The sequence below is a fragment of the Mesorhizobium sp. CNPSo 4671 genome, from assembly GCF_057784245.1.
In genome coordinates, this window is the sequence record NZ_JBWLUW010000009.1 from 250278 (window position 1) to 265015 (window position 14738).

Genomic DNA, 14738 nt, shown 5'->3' on the forward strand with positions numbered 1-14738 from the left:
CGCCGAGCGCCCTGCCCTTGCACCTGCGTTAAGCGGCCACGACGGCAAAGCCCCTGGCGCGAAGACCGCGTCGGTCGTTGGCGAGCGACGTCACCAGCCGATCGCGGCTGCCGACGATATGGGCTGAGAGCCGACGCGCCGCTTCCTCGGCATCGCCAAGGCGCGTGGCCGCAAGAATGGCGCGATGTTCGGCCCACGCGCGGCCAAGGGCTGCCTCGTCGCGCACCTCCAGCCAGCGGGCGCGCGACAGGCGCGTCATGGCATCGCGCACGGCCCTGAAGAGGAATTCATTGCCCGACAGGCGCGCCAGTTCGATGTGAAAATCCATGCCGACACGATGCCATTCCTCCCGCGCAGTGTTTTCGTCGCAGGAATCGAGCATCGCCTCGATAACGTCGATGGCGCTCCTGTCGGCGTGCGTGCATGTCAGCCGCAGGGCCGCGACCTCGACCGCTTCGCGATAGACCGCGATCTGTTCGAGTTCGGCGAGATTGATGGGCGACACCGTCCAGCCGCGGCCATCCCTGCTCACAAGCCCCTCGGTCTCCAGCCGCAGCAGGGCTGCCCTGACCGGTGTGCGCGAGGCGCCAAAGCGACCTTCGATCCAGCGCTCGGTCAGTTTCTCGCCTGGACCGATCTCCAGCCCGAGGATCATCTCGCGCAACTGTCGTTCGACATTCTGCATCTGCGACATCGCGCTTCCTTATTCCGAAGCCGCATTGACAGCAGCCGGGTTGGAGTTCATGACGGATACCAATCTGGTATCCCAAAATGGTATCCGCAACAAGCGCTGATATCGAGCAGGCAGGACATGGCACAGGAAGACACGCAACAGAGCGGTTACAACATCCACTGGCGACGCAATCTCGCCGTCTGCTTCGCCGGCTCGTTCAGCACGCTCATCGCCATGACGCTGTTGTTGCCCTTCCTGCCGCTCTATGTCGAACAGCTCGGCGCGCAGGGCCATGCGGCGATCGTGCAGTGGTCCGGCATCGCCTATGGCGCCACCTTCTTCGCCGCAGCCTTGGTCGCGCCGCTGTGGGGGCGGTTGGGTGACCGCTACGGCCGCAAGGTGATGCTGGTGCGCGCCAGCTTCGGCATGGCGATCTGCATGTCGCTGACGGGCATGGTCGAGACGGTGTGGCAACTGGTGCTGCTGCGCCTGCTGATCGGCTTTGCCGGCGGCTATTCGTCGGGGTCGACCATACTGGTGGCCATGCAGACGCCGAAGGAGCGCTCCGGCTGGGCGCTGGGCGTCCTGTCGGCAGGGATCACGGCCGGTTCGCTGGTCGGCCCTTTGCTGGGCGGCGCGCTGCCGCCGGTGATCGGCATTCGCGCCACCTTCCTGTTGTCCGGCGGCGTGATCTTCCTGGCTTTCCTGGCAACGACCTTCCTGATCAAGGAGACCCCCCGCCCGAAGCCGGCCAAAGCCGCGTCGGCGGCGAAGCCGAAAAGCGGCTGGTCGCAGATCCCCGACAAGCGACCGGTCGTGGCCATGCTGATAACCGGCACGCTGCTCGCCTTCGCCACCATGTCGATCGAGCCGATCATCACCGTCTATGTGCAGCAGTTCATCGAGGATCAGAGCCGGGTGACGATGGTCGCCGGCGTGGTGATGTCGGCGGCAGCGCTGGGCACCATCCTGTCGGCATCCTGGCTCGGCAAGCTTGCTGACCGCGTCGGCCACTGGAACGTCGTCGTCGGGGCGTTGGCCGTCTCTGCCCTGCTCCTCATTCCGCAAGCCTTCGTCACCAATGGCTGGCAGTTGATCGGGTTGCGCTTCCTGATGGGCCTGGCGCTCGGCGGCCTGCTGCCCTGCATCACCAGCGTCATCCGCCACAATATCCCGGATGGCGTCGGCGGCAACGTGCTTGGCCTGGCGATCTCGGCGCAATATGTCGGGCAGGTTGCGGGACCGTTGACCGGCGGCTTCGTCGGCGGTCATTTCGGCATGCGCTCGGTATTTCTTGCCACATCGGTGCTGATGGCCGGCGGCGCCGTCTACAACTGGATTGTCCAATCGCGGCGCACACGCCATATGGCGCTGGAAGCGAGTGAGCCTTAAGAGGCTCCAGATCGTTGCAAGAGGGAACCAGCCGACATGAATTCCGCCGAACCCAGCCGTGTCCTCGTGTTTGCCGGCGGTCTCGTCGGCGCGGCGGGCGTGGCGCTGTCGGCGGCGGCCGCGCATCTCGGCGGTGCCTTCATCGGCACAGCGGCGTCGTTCCTCCTGATGCACGCGCCGGTTTTCCTGGCCATCGGCCTCATCGGCGCGAATCGCTTTCTGCGAATCGCGAGCGTCATCCTGCTTGCCGGGCTTCTGCTTTTCGCGGGCGACCTTCTCGCCCGCGATTTCCTGGGATCGAGACTGTTTCCGATGTCGGCGCCGATCGGAGGCACCCTGCTCATCGCCGGCTGGCTGGGGATAGCTATTTCTGCCCTGGCCCGTCCGCGCCCCTAAGGCCAAATCCGCTGGGATCAGTCCCTCGGACGTTCAGCGCGAACCCAGAGATCGCGATTGCGCGCGGCCGGCTTCGTCAGGCGCCGCACCACCGGCCGCTCGGCGGCCGGCGCGATGCCCCAGTAGTTGCGATAGATGTCCTCGAACAGATGCTTGATGGGATGCATGGTTTTTCTCCATTGAATCGATCCAATCGGCGAGAAAATAACGCGTCGATCAGTTTCGTTTGCGCTCCACCAGGAAGCGAAGGTCGCGAATCCATGGGTCGGTCCTGCCCCGGCGTCTGGACCTGTTGGTACCCGACCCGATGCTCCAGTCGTTGCGACAGATGTCTTCGAACAGATAATTGCCGGGATGCACCTCGCCTAGGTCGTTTCGTAGAACAAATCCACCACTTTGGATCGATTCAAACCTAGACCTCCAAGCATCTCCAGTCAAGCAAAATTTGAATCGATCCAACGAAAGTGCTAGATGCAAATCCGGAACGTGCTAAATGCATGTCAGGAGGCACGCACAATGGCGTCACTCACCGCAGGCAATCGAAGACCCGTCCGGCTGGCCGACATAGCCAAGGCGGCAGGGGTTTCGCACGGCACCGCATCCAATGTCTTCAGCCGCCCCGAGATCGTGCGCGAGGAAGTCCGCGAACGGGTCAAGGCGGCGGCAGAGGCAATGGGCTATGGCGGGCCGGATCCCAAGGGTCGGCTGTTGCGGGCGGGCAAGGTCAATGCCATCGGCGTCGCCACGGCCGAGCCCCTCTCCTACTTCTTCGACGATCCCTTCGCCCGCGTCATGATGGCGAGCATCTCGCAGGCCTGCGACGCGACGGGAGCCGGCATCTCCCTGGTTTCGGCCGCCAACAACGAACAGCTCGCCTGGAACATCCAGAGCGCCCTGGTCGACGGCTTTATCGTCTTCTGCATCGAAGGCGGTTCGCGCCTGGTGGAACTTGCACGTGAGCGCAAATTGCCCTTCGTGGCGCTCGACTTGGACTCCGAGGATGGCGCCGTCGCTGCGATCGGCATCGACAACGTCGCCGGTGCCGCCATGGCGGCGCGCCATCTCACCGATCTTGGACACCGCCGCTTTGCCGTGCTGGCGTTGCCCTTTGTCGACGGCAGGACAGGCCTGGTTTCACCCGAGCAGGTTCAGACCGCGGTTTATGCGGGAACGCGCGACCGCCTCACCGGCTATTTCAAAGAGCTTTCGCGGGTCGGCATCGACACATCCAGTGTGCCCGTCTACGCAACCGCCAACGATGCGGCCAGCACAAAGGCGGGACTCGAGATCATCTTCGGCTCTGCCCACCCCCCGACGGCGATCCTGGCGATGTCGGACAGAATGGCGCTGGCGGCGCTCGAATGGCTGAGCGCGCGCAAGCTGAACGTCCCCAATGACGTCTCCATCGTCGGGTTCGATGGCGTTCCGGAAGCCGCAGCATCCGAGCCACCACTGACCACCATCGCCCAACCGATTGCCGAGATGGGCCGTCTCGCCGTCAAGGCGATTCTGGAAAATGACGGCACGACAAATCGCCGGCAACTGCCGGTCGAATTGATCGTGCGCGCCTCGTCGGCTTCGCCTCGCGGCTGAAACCGCACGCGCCTCAGCGATTGACCCTCGCCACGGCGGAGATGCCGAAAGGCGCACGCACCGGCGCGACTTCCTTTTGCGCCGCGCGGACCTTACCCGCGCCGCCGATCGTCGACAGCCATTCGAGATAGAAGGCGAGCGCGAACTGCATGGCGATGCCGGCTGACAGGAGCAAGGTGTCGTAGGCAAGCCCACCCGGATTGATCAGCTTCATCACCTGAGCGACCATGGCGATCACCGTGCCAGCGATGAAGACCGGCAGCGAGCGCTTGCCGAGTATCGCCAGCGGATGGTCCGGGCTGGTGCGAAACAGGTTCGACAGCGCCGGCAAGGCGACGACGAGGTAGCTGACCGCCAGGATGTGCAACAGACGCGGCAACGACAGGAAGGTCTTGTCGAAGCCGCCGATGACCACGGGCAGCTTGAACCAGGTAATCTGCCCCCAGAGCGGGCTGTGCACCCAGACCAGCGCCGTCGCCACATAGGCCGCGGCCGCGCCGACCAGCCAGCGGTTGACCGGAATGACGCCGCCACGCCTGACATGCAGCATGGCGGCCAAGCCGATGTTGAACAAGAACTGCCAGGACAGAGGGTTCAGGAACCAGAAGCCGGGCTCGGGATAGTTGGGCGGGGCGATCTGCCAGATGCCGGCGATGAGCCACAGCGCACCGGACGCGACCAGGGCAGCGACGGGCCGATAGCTGATGAACAGTACGAAGACCGGGGCCATCAAAAGCAGCGCGGCATAGACCGGCAGGATGTTGTTGTAGCCAAGCTGATGGCCGAGCGTGACGATGCCCACCAGCACTTCCGGCGTGTTCTTCATCAGCGGCTCGATGTTGATCAGCTTCAGCAGTTCCGGCCGCCTGGTGAACACCGCCACGGCGCAGAACAATGCGATCACCACCATCGTCGTGACGACATGGGCGACGTAGAGCATGCCCGCCCGCCGCCACATCTTCAATGTGGCCAGAAGCCGGCCACCCGGCCGGAACTTGGTGCCGTAGGCAAGCGCGACCGAGATGCCGGAAATCAGCACGAACGCCTCGGCCGCATCCGAAAAGCCGAAATTCTTGTAGGTTAGGGTCTCGAACGCGGTGCCCGGCACATGGTCGACGAAAATGGTGAACAGTGCGAGCGCGCGCAGTACATCGATACGCGTATCGCGTTCGGGGATACGCAAATTGCGATCCGGGATACGCAAATTGCGATCCGACAAAACAGGGGTAGTCATCGACAAAAGGCCTCAAAGCTGGTTGTTCATGTCCAGCAATGCGACCCCCGGCGCACCGCTCCGATTCCTCCACGTGGAGTGTATCGGCGCAGAAACGGGCCGGAATGCGCCTGGTTCAATCAACTTTCGCGGAGCACGAAAATATTGCGTTTTGAAGCCGGCAAATTCAGCGGAACCTCATATAATCAAGAGGATGCGGGATGACTGGCGACAGCGTCGAAAACGGCCCGCTGCTCAAGGATCTGGCCTTTCCTTATCGCGTTCACGACACCGGCAAAGACAGCCGTGAATGCCTGTTTCTGCTGCACGGATCGGGTGTCGACGAGACCACTTTGGTGCCGCTGGCAAGACGGATCGCACCCGGCGCCACGCTGGTCGCGGTGCGTGGCCGTATCCCCCAGGACGGCGGTTTCCGCTGGTTCGAGCGCATCACACCGACACGCTTCGAGCAAAAGAGCATCCTCGTCGAAACCGCTGCCTTCGCGGCATTCGCAAGCGAAGTCGCCAGGCGCCACAAGCTCGATCTTACCCGTGCTACATTTCTCGGCTATTCGAACGGCGCCAATCTGGTTTCCAGCCTAATGCTGCTCCATCCCGGCATCGTCCGCAGGGCGGCGCTGCTCAGGCCAATGCCCGTGCTAGACCAGCTACCGGCGATCGACCTCGCGGGAACACGGACGCTGATCATCGCCGGCGCCGCCGACGAGACTTACGGGCCCTTCGCGCCAGCGCTGGTGACGCTGCTCAGCCAGCATGGCGCCGAGATAGACGCCCGGATCATTCCCTCAGGCCATGACATCGGCGACCCGGACGCCGCCATCGTCAGGCAATGGCTGGCTGGATCGACGGCCGCGGCATAGGCAGAGCCGCTGGTGAGCCTGGCAGGCTGTTTCGGGACCGGAAGCGACAGAATAAGTGCGACAAAAGCAACTATTCACCAACGAAATGGCCCGGGCCTTCAGTTGTCCACAGCGGCGACATATACCTGTTACATCCGGTCTATCGAGATGCTGTTCACTGAGGGGAGGTCTGCATGGCCGACAAGAACAGCGTCACTTTGCTCGACGACACGTCGCAATTGCCTGTCATCGCGGCCAATCCGGCCGAGATCGCCAGGATTGAAAACAGCATCGACGTGCGCGACCGGGCGGCGATTTCGGTGTTCGGCGACCGCGCCCAGCAGGCCGTCAGCGACTATGCCGACAAGATCCTGTCCCAGTTGCGCAACCGTGACCTCGGCGACACCGGCGACCTGCTGACCGATATCATCATGAAGGCCAAGAACCTCGATCCGGCCTCGCTGAAGGATCAGGGGTTTTTGAGCAATCTGTTTTCCTCGTTCAAGGCGCGGCTCGAGCGCTTCAAGGAAAAATACGCGGACGTGGCCGGGCAGATCGACCGCATCGGCCTCGAGCTCGACCGTCACAAGGACACGCTGCGGCGCGACATCGCCGTGCTCGACGATCTGCACGAGCAGACGAAAGATTCCATCCTCAAGCTCGATGCCTATGTGCAGGCGGGCAAGAAATTCGTCGACGACTATCGCACCAACGAACTGCCGAAACTGAAGGCCGCGGCGGATAAGACCGGCGGTGATGTCGGCGGCACGCTGGAGGCGCAGACCTATCAGGACGCGGTGCAAGCTTTGGATCGTCTGGAAAAGCGTGTCTTCTACCTCGTGCAGGCGCGCCAGCTTGGCATCCAGCAATTGCCGCAGATCCGCATCGTCCAGTCCGGCGACGAGACCCTGATCGAGAACCTGCAGGCGACCTCGGCGCTGACCGTGCCGGCCTGGAAGCAGAAAATGGTCATCCTGCTTGGGCTGACCAACCAGAAATCGGCGCTCGAACTGCAAAAGACGGTGACGGACGCCACCAACGAGATGATCCGCCAGACCTCCAAGATGATGAAGGATCAGGCGATCTCCATCGAGGAGCAGGCGCAGCGCGGCATCGTCGATGTCGAGACGCTGGCGCAGGCCAATCGCGACCTCATCGATACGGTGCAAGGTGTGCTGAAGGTCCAGCAGGAGGGCCGCCATAAGCGGGCCGACGCTGAAAAGCAAATGGACCAGATGACGCTCGATCTGAAGAAAGCGCTGACTCAAGGCTGATCGGAACCGCCATGCCGAAGACGCTGACGTCCGTTCTGTTGCTGGTCTTCGCGGTGCTTTTGGCCGCTTGCAACTCGAGCAACGTCAAGTTCTCGATCGTCTCCGGCTCCGAGAACACGGTTCTGGAGCCGATCGTGCAGGAATTCTGCGCCAAGCAGGGCGTGACCTGCACCTTTGCCTATGAAGGTTCGCTCGACATCGGCCTTGGCCTGCAACGACCTGCCGGCCTCGACCAGGATGCGGTCTGGCCGGCCTCGAGCGTTTGGGTCGACCTGTTCGATAGCGGCCGCAGAGTGCGCAATTTGACCTCGATCGCGCAGATGCCGGTCATTGTGGGCGTGCGCAAATCCAAGGCCGCGGAGCTCGGCTGGGTCGGCAAGCCGGTCTTCATGAAGGACATCCTGGCGGCGGTGAAAGACGGACAGCTCAAATTCCTGATGACGTCGGCGACGCAGTCCAATTCCGGCGCCAGTGCCTATCTCGCCATGCTGTCCAGCGCACTCGGCGGCAAGGAAGTGATCGAGCCTGGCGATCTCGACAATCCCAACGTGCGCGAAACGGTGAGCGCCCTGCTGCAGGGCGTCGAACGTTCATCCGGCTCGTCGGGCTGGCTTGCCGATCTCTATGTCGACAGCGCCGGCAAGGGCACCGTCTACGACGCGATGTGGAACTATGAGGCGACGCTGAAGGAGACCAACGACAAACTGAAGCAGATGGGCAAGGAGCCGCTCTACGCCGTCTATCCGGCCGACGGCGTCGCGGTCGGCGATTCGCCGCTCGGCTTCATCGACCATGGGCGCGGCCCGGACGTCGAAAAATTCTTCACCGATCTGCTCGCCTATCTGCAGTCGGACGCGGTGCGCAAGCGCATCGCCGACACCGGCCGGCGGCTGCCGCTTGGCGGCTCGGCCATCCAGGCCGCGGCCGAACCCGACTGGAATTTCGACCCGGGCAAACTGGTGACGTCGATCCGCATGCCGGAGCCGGCGGTGATCCGCAAGGCGCTCGACCTCTATCAGGAGGCCCTGCGCAAACCGTCGCTTACGGCGCTGTGCTTCGACTTCTCCGGCTCGATGGAAGACAAGGGCGAGAAGCAGTTGCAGGCCGCCGCGCAATTCCTGTTCACGCCGGAAAAGGCCAGCGAGGTGCTGGTGCAGTGGACGCCGTCCGACCACATCTTCGTGCTGCCGTTCGACAGCGTCGTGCGCGCCAATTTCGCAGCAACCGGCGATGCGGCCGGGCAAGCCCAGTTGCTCTCTGCCGTCGCCGACCAGCGCGCGGGCGGCGGCACCGATATGTATGCCTGCGCCCAGCAGGCGCTGCAGCAGATCACCGCGACACCGGATCTGCCAAAATACCTGCCGGCGATCATCATCATGACCGATGGCAGGACGGATGGCAGCGCCGACTTCTTCCTTCAGCAATGGCGCAACGCACCGGTGCGTGTGCCGGTGTTCGGCATCACCTTCGGCGATGCCGACAAGAGCCAGCTCGACAGTCTTGCCAAGGCAACTTCGGCACGCGTGTTCGATGGCAGCGGCGATCTGGCGGGCGCCTTCCGCGCCGCCCGCGGCTACAACTGAGATGCGCGGCTAGGATGCGTGGCTTGTTCGGCAACGACTGGAACTGGATCGTGGCGGGCCTCGTCTCGGCGGCATTGCTGGTCGGGCTGAGCCTGCTCACCCATTTTCCGTTCCTGGTATCGGCGATCATCGCAGCACTTGTCTTTGCCGGGCTGGTGTTCGTGCTGGCACCGCGCCAGCTGTTCGAAGGCCTCGATCTGAATTCGATCGGCGGCAGCCGGGTGGCGTTCGCCCGCGAGCTTCTGGCACAGGCCCAACCGGCCGCGGATAGGCTTGCCGCGGCGGCAGGCACGATTGCCGACAAAGAGATGAAAGCGAAGGTAAAGAACCTCTCCGACATCGCCGCCGATGTGATTTCCAGGGTCGAGGCCAAGCCCGACAGCGCGCCTTCGGTGCGAAGGTTCCTCACCTACTACGTGCCGCAGGCGGCAGAGGTGGCGGAGGGCTATGCGACGCTGGCAAACCGACGCGCGCCCAGTCAGGCGCGGCTGGCGAATGTCGGCGCGGTGATCACCAAGCTTCAGGACGGATTCGTGCACTATGCCGATAGCCTCGCCGACTCCGAATTCGGCACGCTCGACGTGGACCTGCGACTCATTCAGGAGTCGCTCAAAGAGGATATTGGTCGCTGATGGCCATTTCGCGCCGCGCCTTTGGACTGGGTCTGCTGGGTGCGGCCGCCGCCGGCACCGGCGGCTATCTGACACTCAAGGACCGCCCCGAATTCCGCGGCTATCTAGGCAACAAGGCGCATCTGTTCGGCTTCATCGGTGGCGAGAAGCAGGCGTTCCTGGTCGATCCGGATGTTGTCCATGCACTGGGCGGCTACGGGCTGGAGTTGGACGCACGTGTCGCCGGTTCGGTCGAGATGGTGCGGGAAGCAGCACTTCTGTCGCAGAAACCGCAATTCCTGTGGCCATCCTCCTCGATCATGGTCGATCTCGCCCGCAAGAGCGGTGTCGCGATCCGCAACGACCAGGTGGTGCTGAACTCGCCGCTGGTCATCTATACCTGGGGACCGGTTGTCGAAGGGCTGAAGAAGAGCGGCCTGGTCACGGTCGCCGCCAAGGGCGGCTATAACCAACTCGACCTCAAGGCCTTTCTCGAAGCCATTCTGGCCGGCAAGAACTGGTCGGATCTCGGCATCGGCGAGCTTTATGGCCGGGCACGCATCGTCTCCACCGACCCCAACCGCTCCAATTCCGGCTTCATGTTCGCCGGCCTGGTGCTGAGCCTGATGAGCGGCGACGTAGCGACGCAGGAGCTGCTTGCGCAGCACGGCGACCAGGCCAAGGCGATCTTCCGCAGCATGGGGCTGAAATCGTCGTCGTCGGGAAAACTGTTCGACCAGTACATTGCCGGCGGCCTTGGCGCCGAGCCGATGGTGGTCGGCTACGAAAACCAGCTGGTCGAATGGGCGCTCGCCGACCCGGCACGCTGGCAAAGGGTGCAGGACGGCGCTGGCGCCAAGCCGGAAATCCTCTATCCCCGACCGACCGTCTACTCCGCGCATCCGCTGATCGTCATCGATTCGGCGGTCGACAGGCTGCTGGAGGCGCTGACCAGCCCGAAGCTGCAACAGCTCGCCTGGTCCAAGCACGGGTTCCGCGGGCCGCTCGGCACCGTTGCGGGTGACGCCGACGCCATCGCTGGCGTCAGACCGGCAGAGATCGAAGCGGTGCTGCCGATGCCGTCGGCCGACGTGATGCTTGCGCTGCTCGCCCAGATGGACAGTTAAGGCTTACCCTCGCCCCATCCGGTTCCATGCATCGAGCCCGGCGATCTTGTAGGCTTCCGCCAGCGTCGGATAGTTGAAGGTGTTGTTGACGAAGAAGTCGACGGTGCCGCCGAGATTGATGACCGCCTGGCCGATGTGAATGAGCTCGGTGGCGCCCTCGCCGACAATATGCGCGCCGAGCAGACGGCGTGTCTCGATCGAGAACAGCAGCTTCAGGAAGCCGGTATTGACGCCCATGATGTGGCCGCGCGAGGTCTCGCGAAAGCGCGCCACGCCAACCTCATAGGCGGCCCCACTCTCACGCACCTGTTCCTCGGACTGGCCGACGGTTGAAATCTCCGGCACGGCGTAAATGCCATAGGGGAATGTTTCCGGCGGCGGCGGCAACGTCACGCCGAAAGCATGGCAGGCGGCCACCCTGCCCTGCTCCATCGAGGTTGAGGCGAGGCTCGGAAAGCCGATGACGTCGCCGGCGGCATAGATGTTGGGCACACTGGTCTGGAAGGTCTGCGGATCGACCTTGATACGGCCTCGGGAGTCGGCGTCGATGCCGACCACGTCGAGGCCCAGGCTACCGACATTGCCGGTGCGGCCGGCGGCGTAGAGCACGACCTCCGACCGGATGGTGCGGCCATCGGCCAGTTCCACCTCGGCGGCTTCGGGCTTGGAGCGGATTTCCTTCACCGCGCTGCCCAGTCTTATCGTCATGCCGCGATCGCGCATCTGGTGGATGAAATCGTCGACGATCTCGCGGTCGACGAAATCGAGGATGGAGTTGCGCGGCTCGACCAGCGTCACCGGCACGTCGAGCGCGGAAAAGATCGTCGCATATTCGACGCCGATGACGCCGCCGCCAATCACCGTCAGCGTGCGCGGCAGGCGGTCAAGCTCCAGCATTTCGTCGCTGTCGAAGACGCGGGTTTTGTCGAAAGGCACGTCGCGCGGCCGGTGTGGCCTGGTGCCGACCGCAATCAGTGCATTGGCGAAGCCGACTTCGCTGTAGTCGCCATTGTCCGATGTCAGGCTGACCTTGTTGGGGCCGAGAAATTTTACCGCCGCGCGGGCGCTCTTGACGGTGTTGCGCATAAACTGGTGCTGCAGCACCTCGACCTCATGATCGAGCGTCTTGTGCAGGCGCTCGATCAGGTCGCCGACGGAAATATCCTGCTTGACCCTGTAACCGCGTCCATAAAAACCGCGCTCGCGCCAGCCGGAAAGGTTGAGCACCGTCTCGCGCAGCGTCTTCGAGGGGATGGTGCCGGTGTGCACGGAGACGCCGCCGAGACGCCGGCCGCGGTCGACCACCAGCACCGATTTGCCGAGCTTGGCCGACTGCACCGCGGCGCGGCGGCCCGAGGGGCCGCTGCCGATGACCAGCATGTCGTAGTCCATATTTCCCCGTCCCCTGCCTCTGCTTCAGAGTGCTTTTGTTGCGCCGCAACAAGCTAATGCCATCCGCGCGGCAAATTCAACCGATTCGGATTGTGTCTTGCGTCGCTCGATCCCTGCGCTCCCAAAAGCGCCGACCTTGATTCCGGCACAGGCCTTCACCATTTCATCATCGAGCGGCCCGCACCCTAAGTCGGGCCCTGTTACGAGGAAATGACATGAACGCGCGCGTTCTCGACGGTGAAATCATCAACACAAGGCTTGACGATGTCAGGGCCTATGAAGGCGTGCGCACGAGGCGCATCCTGGCCTTCGTGCTCGACTACATCATCGTCGCCCTGCTCACCATTCCCTTCGCCATACTGGTGTTCTTCCTCGGGCTTTTGACCCTCGGTCTTGGCTGGATGCTGTTCGGCATCCTGGTGCCGGTCGTCGCCATCCTCTACATCTGGAACACGCTGGGCAGCGCCGACCAGGCGACCACGGGCATGAAGATGATGGGTATCCGCCTCGACCGTCTCGACGGCCGGCCGATCGACGGCCTGACCGCGGTCGTCCATTCGGTGCTGTTCTGGGCGGGCAACGTAATCCTGTCGCCGCTGGTCCTGCTGGTGACCTTGTTCTCCGACCGCAAGCGCACGCTGCATGACCTTCTGCTCGGCACGGTGGTCAGCCGCAGCGGCCGTTAAAGGCGGTTTTCGGGAGCGCTCCTGCCTCGTCGGCGCAAATGTGAAGGCATCCGATTGCCCGCACCTTCACAATCCTGTTGAATTTTTCGCTTTCCGCGCCAAAGGTAGAGCGACTCGAAGGAGTGTTTCCAAGACTTAGATGACGCAGCATCCGACCCAGTCGCCGCAGTTCTTCCTGACCGCGCCGTCGCCGTGCCCCTATCTCGACGGCCAGTTCGAGCGCAAGGTGTTCACGCATCTGGTCGGCGACAAGGCGTCGGAGATGAACGATCTGTTGACGCAAGGCGGCTTCCGGCGTTCGCAGAACATCGCCTACAGGCCAGCCTGCGAGACCTGCCGCGCCTGTGTTTCGGTGCGCATCCTGGCCCAGGAATTCGTCCCCAGCCGCAATATGAAGCGCGTGCTGCAGCACAATTCCGATCTCGTCGGCGCCATGCACAATGCCGAGCCCTCGACCGAACAATATTCACTGTTCCGCAGCTATCTCGATGCCCGACACCGCCGCGGCGGCATGTCCGACATGACGGTGCTCGACTATGCCATGATGGTCGAGGACACCCATGTCGACACCAAGGTGATCGAATACAGGCGGCGCGGACCCGACACGTTCATCACCGGCAAGGGTCAGGGCGAACTCATCGCGGTGGCGCTCACCGACAAGATGGCCGACGGCCTGTCGATGGTCTATTCCTATTTCAATCCCGAATTCGAGGAGCGTTCGCTCGGTACGTTCATGATCCTCGACCACATCGCCCGCGCCAGGGCGATGGGCCTGCCCCATGTCTACCTCGGCTACTGGGTCAACGGCTCGCGCAAGATGAATTATAAGATGCGCTTCATGCCGCAGGAGCATCTCGGCCCCAAGGGCTGGGAGCGCTACACCAACGAAGCGGTTTCACGCTGAGTTTTTCCACGATCCGCGCTTAAAACTGTTTCAAGGCAGGGGATGCTGGTCTTTCAGCCGGTTGGCTGCAGAGAGTGCGCCATTGCACCGGTCAGCCGTCGGCCTGCATTTCATTGCGAAAGTTCCTGCATGTCCGCTCACCATGATCACCAGAAGGGCCTTCTGATAACCGCGATCGGCGGGCTGACGCTGACCGTCGACATACCGTTGATCCGCCTCGCCGATGGTGGCGCATGGACCATCATGCTGCTGCGCACCGGCACCACATTCGTCGCCGCCATGGTCATCTGGTCGGTCTGGCGGGCGCTCAGCCGCAACGCCCCGCCGCTCATCCCCGGCTGGTCCGGCCTGATCGTGGCGATCTGCTATGGGCTGACCGGGATCACCTTCGTTACCGCCGTCTATCACACCTCGACCGCCGATCTGGTCTTCATCCTGGCCTTCAACACGGTGTTCGCGGGCTTGCTGTCCTGGCTATTCCTGAAGGAGAGGCCGCAGTTGGTGACGATCATCGCCATGTCGATCATGATCCTCGGCGTGCTGGTCATCGTCGGCGGGTCGGTCGGCACCGGCAAGCTGTTCGGCGATTTCATGGCGCTGTGCTCGGCCTTCTTCATCGCGGTCGCCATCACCATTTCGCGCGCCAGCGGCAAGGACATGGGCTTCACCTCGCTGGTCGGCGTCCTTCTGCCGATGGCGCTCGCCGCCCTCATGGTGTCAGGCGAAGGCTTTCACGTGAACGCGCCCTGGTGGATCATCTTCAACGGCGCCGTCATCATGCCGATCTCGTTCTTCTGCCTTGCCGCCGGGCCGAAATACATTTCGGGGCCGGAAGTGGCGATGTTCTACCTGCTCGAAACCGTGCTGGCGCCGGTCTGGGTGTGGATGATCTTTGCCGAGGCACCGACCCGCAACAGCCTGATCGGCGGCGCGATCCTGATCGTCACGCTGGTCGCCCATTCGCTCTGGCAGTTGCATGATGGCCGCAGGCGCCGACCCGATCTCGCGGTGCATCATCCAGTCTAGAACAAAGC

The 14738-nt window shown here is 63.2% G+C and carries 15 protein-coding genes; 11 read left to right on the plus strand and 4 right to left on the minus strand.

What is annotated here, in order from left to right; all coding sequences use genetic code 11:
* Window positions 1–28 precede the first annotated feature (28 nt).
* Window positions 29–694 (minus strand): GntR family transcriptional regulator, encoded by a 666-nt coding sequence (locus AC04SF_RS25045; RefSeq protein ID WP_488479940.1) that lies wholly within the window; start codon window positions 692–694, stop codon window positions 29–31.
* Between the two features lie 117 nt (window positions 695–811).
* Here AC04SF_RS25045 and AC04SF_RS25050 point away from each other — a divergent pair, with 117 nt between their 5' ends.
* A complete protein-coding gene (locus AC04SF_RS25050; protein ID WP_488479941.1) occupies window positions 812–2065 on the plus strand; it encodes an MFS transporter in 1254 nt (417 codons plus the stop codon).
* 36 nt (window positions 2066–2101) lie between these two features.
* Complete coding sequence (locus tag AC04SF_RS25055; protein ID WP_488479942.1) at window positions 2102–2461, plus strand: DUF423 domain-containing protein; 360 nt, start codon at window positions 2102–2104, stop codon at window positions 2459–2461.
* A gap of 17 nt (window positions 2462–2478) precedes the next feature.
* Here the strand turns inward: AC04SF_RS25055 and AC04SF_RS25060 are convergent, their stop codons facing one another.
* On the minus strand, window positions 2479–2628 hold the full coding sequence (locus AC04SF_RS25060) for a hypothetical protein (protein ID WP_096456955.1): 150 nt from the start codon (window positions 2626–2628) through the stop codon (window positions 2479–2481).
* 349 nt (window positions 2629–2977) lie between these two features.
* On the opposite strand from AC04SF_RS25060, the gene AC04SF_RS25065 reads away from it, so the two are divergent.
* A complete protein-coding gene (locus AC04SF_RS25065) occupies window positions 2978–4054 on the plus strand; it encodes a LacI family DNA-binding transcriptional regulator (RefSeq protein WP_488479943.1) in 1077 nt (358 codons plus the stop codon).
* Between the two features lie 13 nt (window positions 4055–4067).
* On the opposite strand, the gene AC04SF_RS25070 is transcribed toward AC04SF_RS25065, so the two are convergent.
* Window positions 4068–5288: an OpgC family protein gene (locus tag AC04SF_RS25070; RefSeq protein ID WP_488479944.1), complete on the minus strand. Its 1221-nt coding sequence runs from the start codon at window positions 5286–5288 to the stop codon at window positions 4068–4070.
* A gap of 200 nt (window positions 5289–5488) precedes the next feature.
* Here AC04SF_RS25070 and AC04SF_RS25075 point away from each other — a divergent pair, with 200 nt between their 5' ends.
* The 5 genes from AC04SF_RS25075 to AC04SF_RS25095 all read left to right on the plus strand — a co-directional run bounded on the left by AC04SF_RS25075 (window position 5489) and on the right by AC04SF_RS25095 (window position 10722).
* A complete protein-coding gene (locus AC04SF_RS25075; RefSeq protein ID WP_488479945.1) occupies window positions 5489–6148 on the plus strand; it encodes an alpha/beta hydrolase in 660 nt (219 codons plus the stop codon).
* 173 nt (window positions 6149–6321) lie between these two features.
* The gene (locus AC04SF_RS25080; protein ID WP_488479946.1) at window positions 6322–7401 is read left to right on the plus strand and encodes a toxic anion resistance protein; all 1080 of its coding nucleotides are present in this window, start codon (window positions 6322–6324) and stop codon (window positions 7399–7401) included.
* A gap of 11 nt (window positions 7402–7412) precedes the next feature.
* Entirely contained in the window at window positions 7413–8984 is a 1572-nt protein-coding gene (locus tag AC04SF_RS25085) for a substrate-binding domain-containing protein (protein ID WP_488479947.1), read from the plus strand.
* A 14-nt stretch (window positions 8985–8998) separates the two neighbouring features.
* Window positions 8999–9616: a 5-bromo-4-chloroindolyl phosphate hydrolysis family protein gene (locus AC04SF_RS25090; protein ID WP_488479948.1), complete on the plus strand. Its 618-nt coding sequence runs from the start codon at window positions 8999–9001 to the stop codon at window positions 9614–9616.
* Window positions 9616–10722: a hypothetical protein gene (locus AC04SF_RS25095; protein WP_488479949.1), complete on the plus strand. Its 1107-nt coding sequence runs from the start codon at window positions 9616–9618 to the stop codon at window positions 10720–10722. The genes AC04SF_RS25090 and AC04SF_RS25095 overlap by 1 nt, the downstream gene beginning before the upstream one ends.
* 3 nt (window positions 10723–10725) lie before the next feature.
* Here the strand turns inward: AC04SF_RS25095 and sthA are convergent, their stop codons facing one another.
* Window positions 10726–12114 (minus strand): Si-specific NAD(P)(+) transhydrogenase, encoded by a 1389-nt coding sequence (gene sthA, locus AC04SF_RS25100; RefSeq protein ID WP_096456945.1) that lies wholly within the window; start codon window positions 12112–12114, stop codon window positions 10726–10728.
* Between the two features lie 215 nt (window positions 12115–12329).
* Here sthA and AC04SF_RS25105 point away from each other — a divergent pair, with 215 nt between their 5' ends.
* From AC04SF_RS25105 to AC04SF_RS25115, 3 genes are all read left to right on the plus strand, one after another.
* Window positions 12330–12800 carry an RDD family protein gene (locus tag AC04SF_RS25105; RefSeq protein WP_202350609.1) on the plus strand — a complete coding sequence of 157 codons (471 nt, stop codon included), beginning with the start codon at window positions 12330–12332 and terminating at the stop codon, window positions 12798–12800.
* A 139-nt stretch (window positions 12801–12939) separates the two neighbouring features.
* Window positions 12940–13704 carry an arginyltransferase gene (locus AC04SF_RS25110; protein WP_095201618.1) on the plus strand — a complete coding sequence of 255 codons (765 nt, stop codon included), beginning with the start codon at window positions 12940–12942 and terminating at the stop codon, window positions 13702–13704.
* 129 nt (window positions 13705–13833) lie between these two features.
* A complete protein-coding gene (locus AC04SF_RS25115; protein ID WP_488479950.1) occupies window positions 13834–14730 on the plus strand; it encodes a DMT family transporter in 897 nt (298 codons plus the stop codon).
* Window positions 14731–14738: the final 8 nt, after the last annotated feature.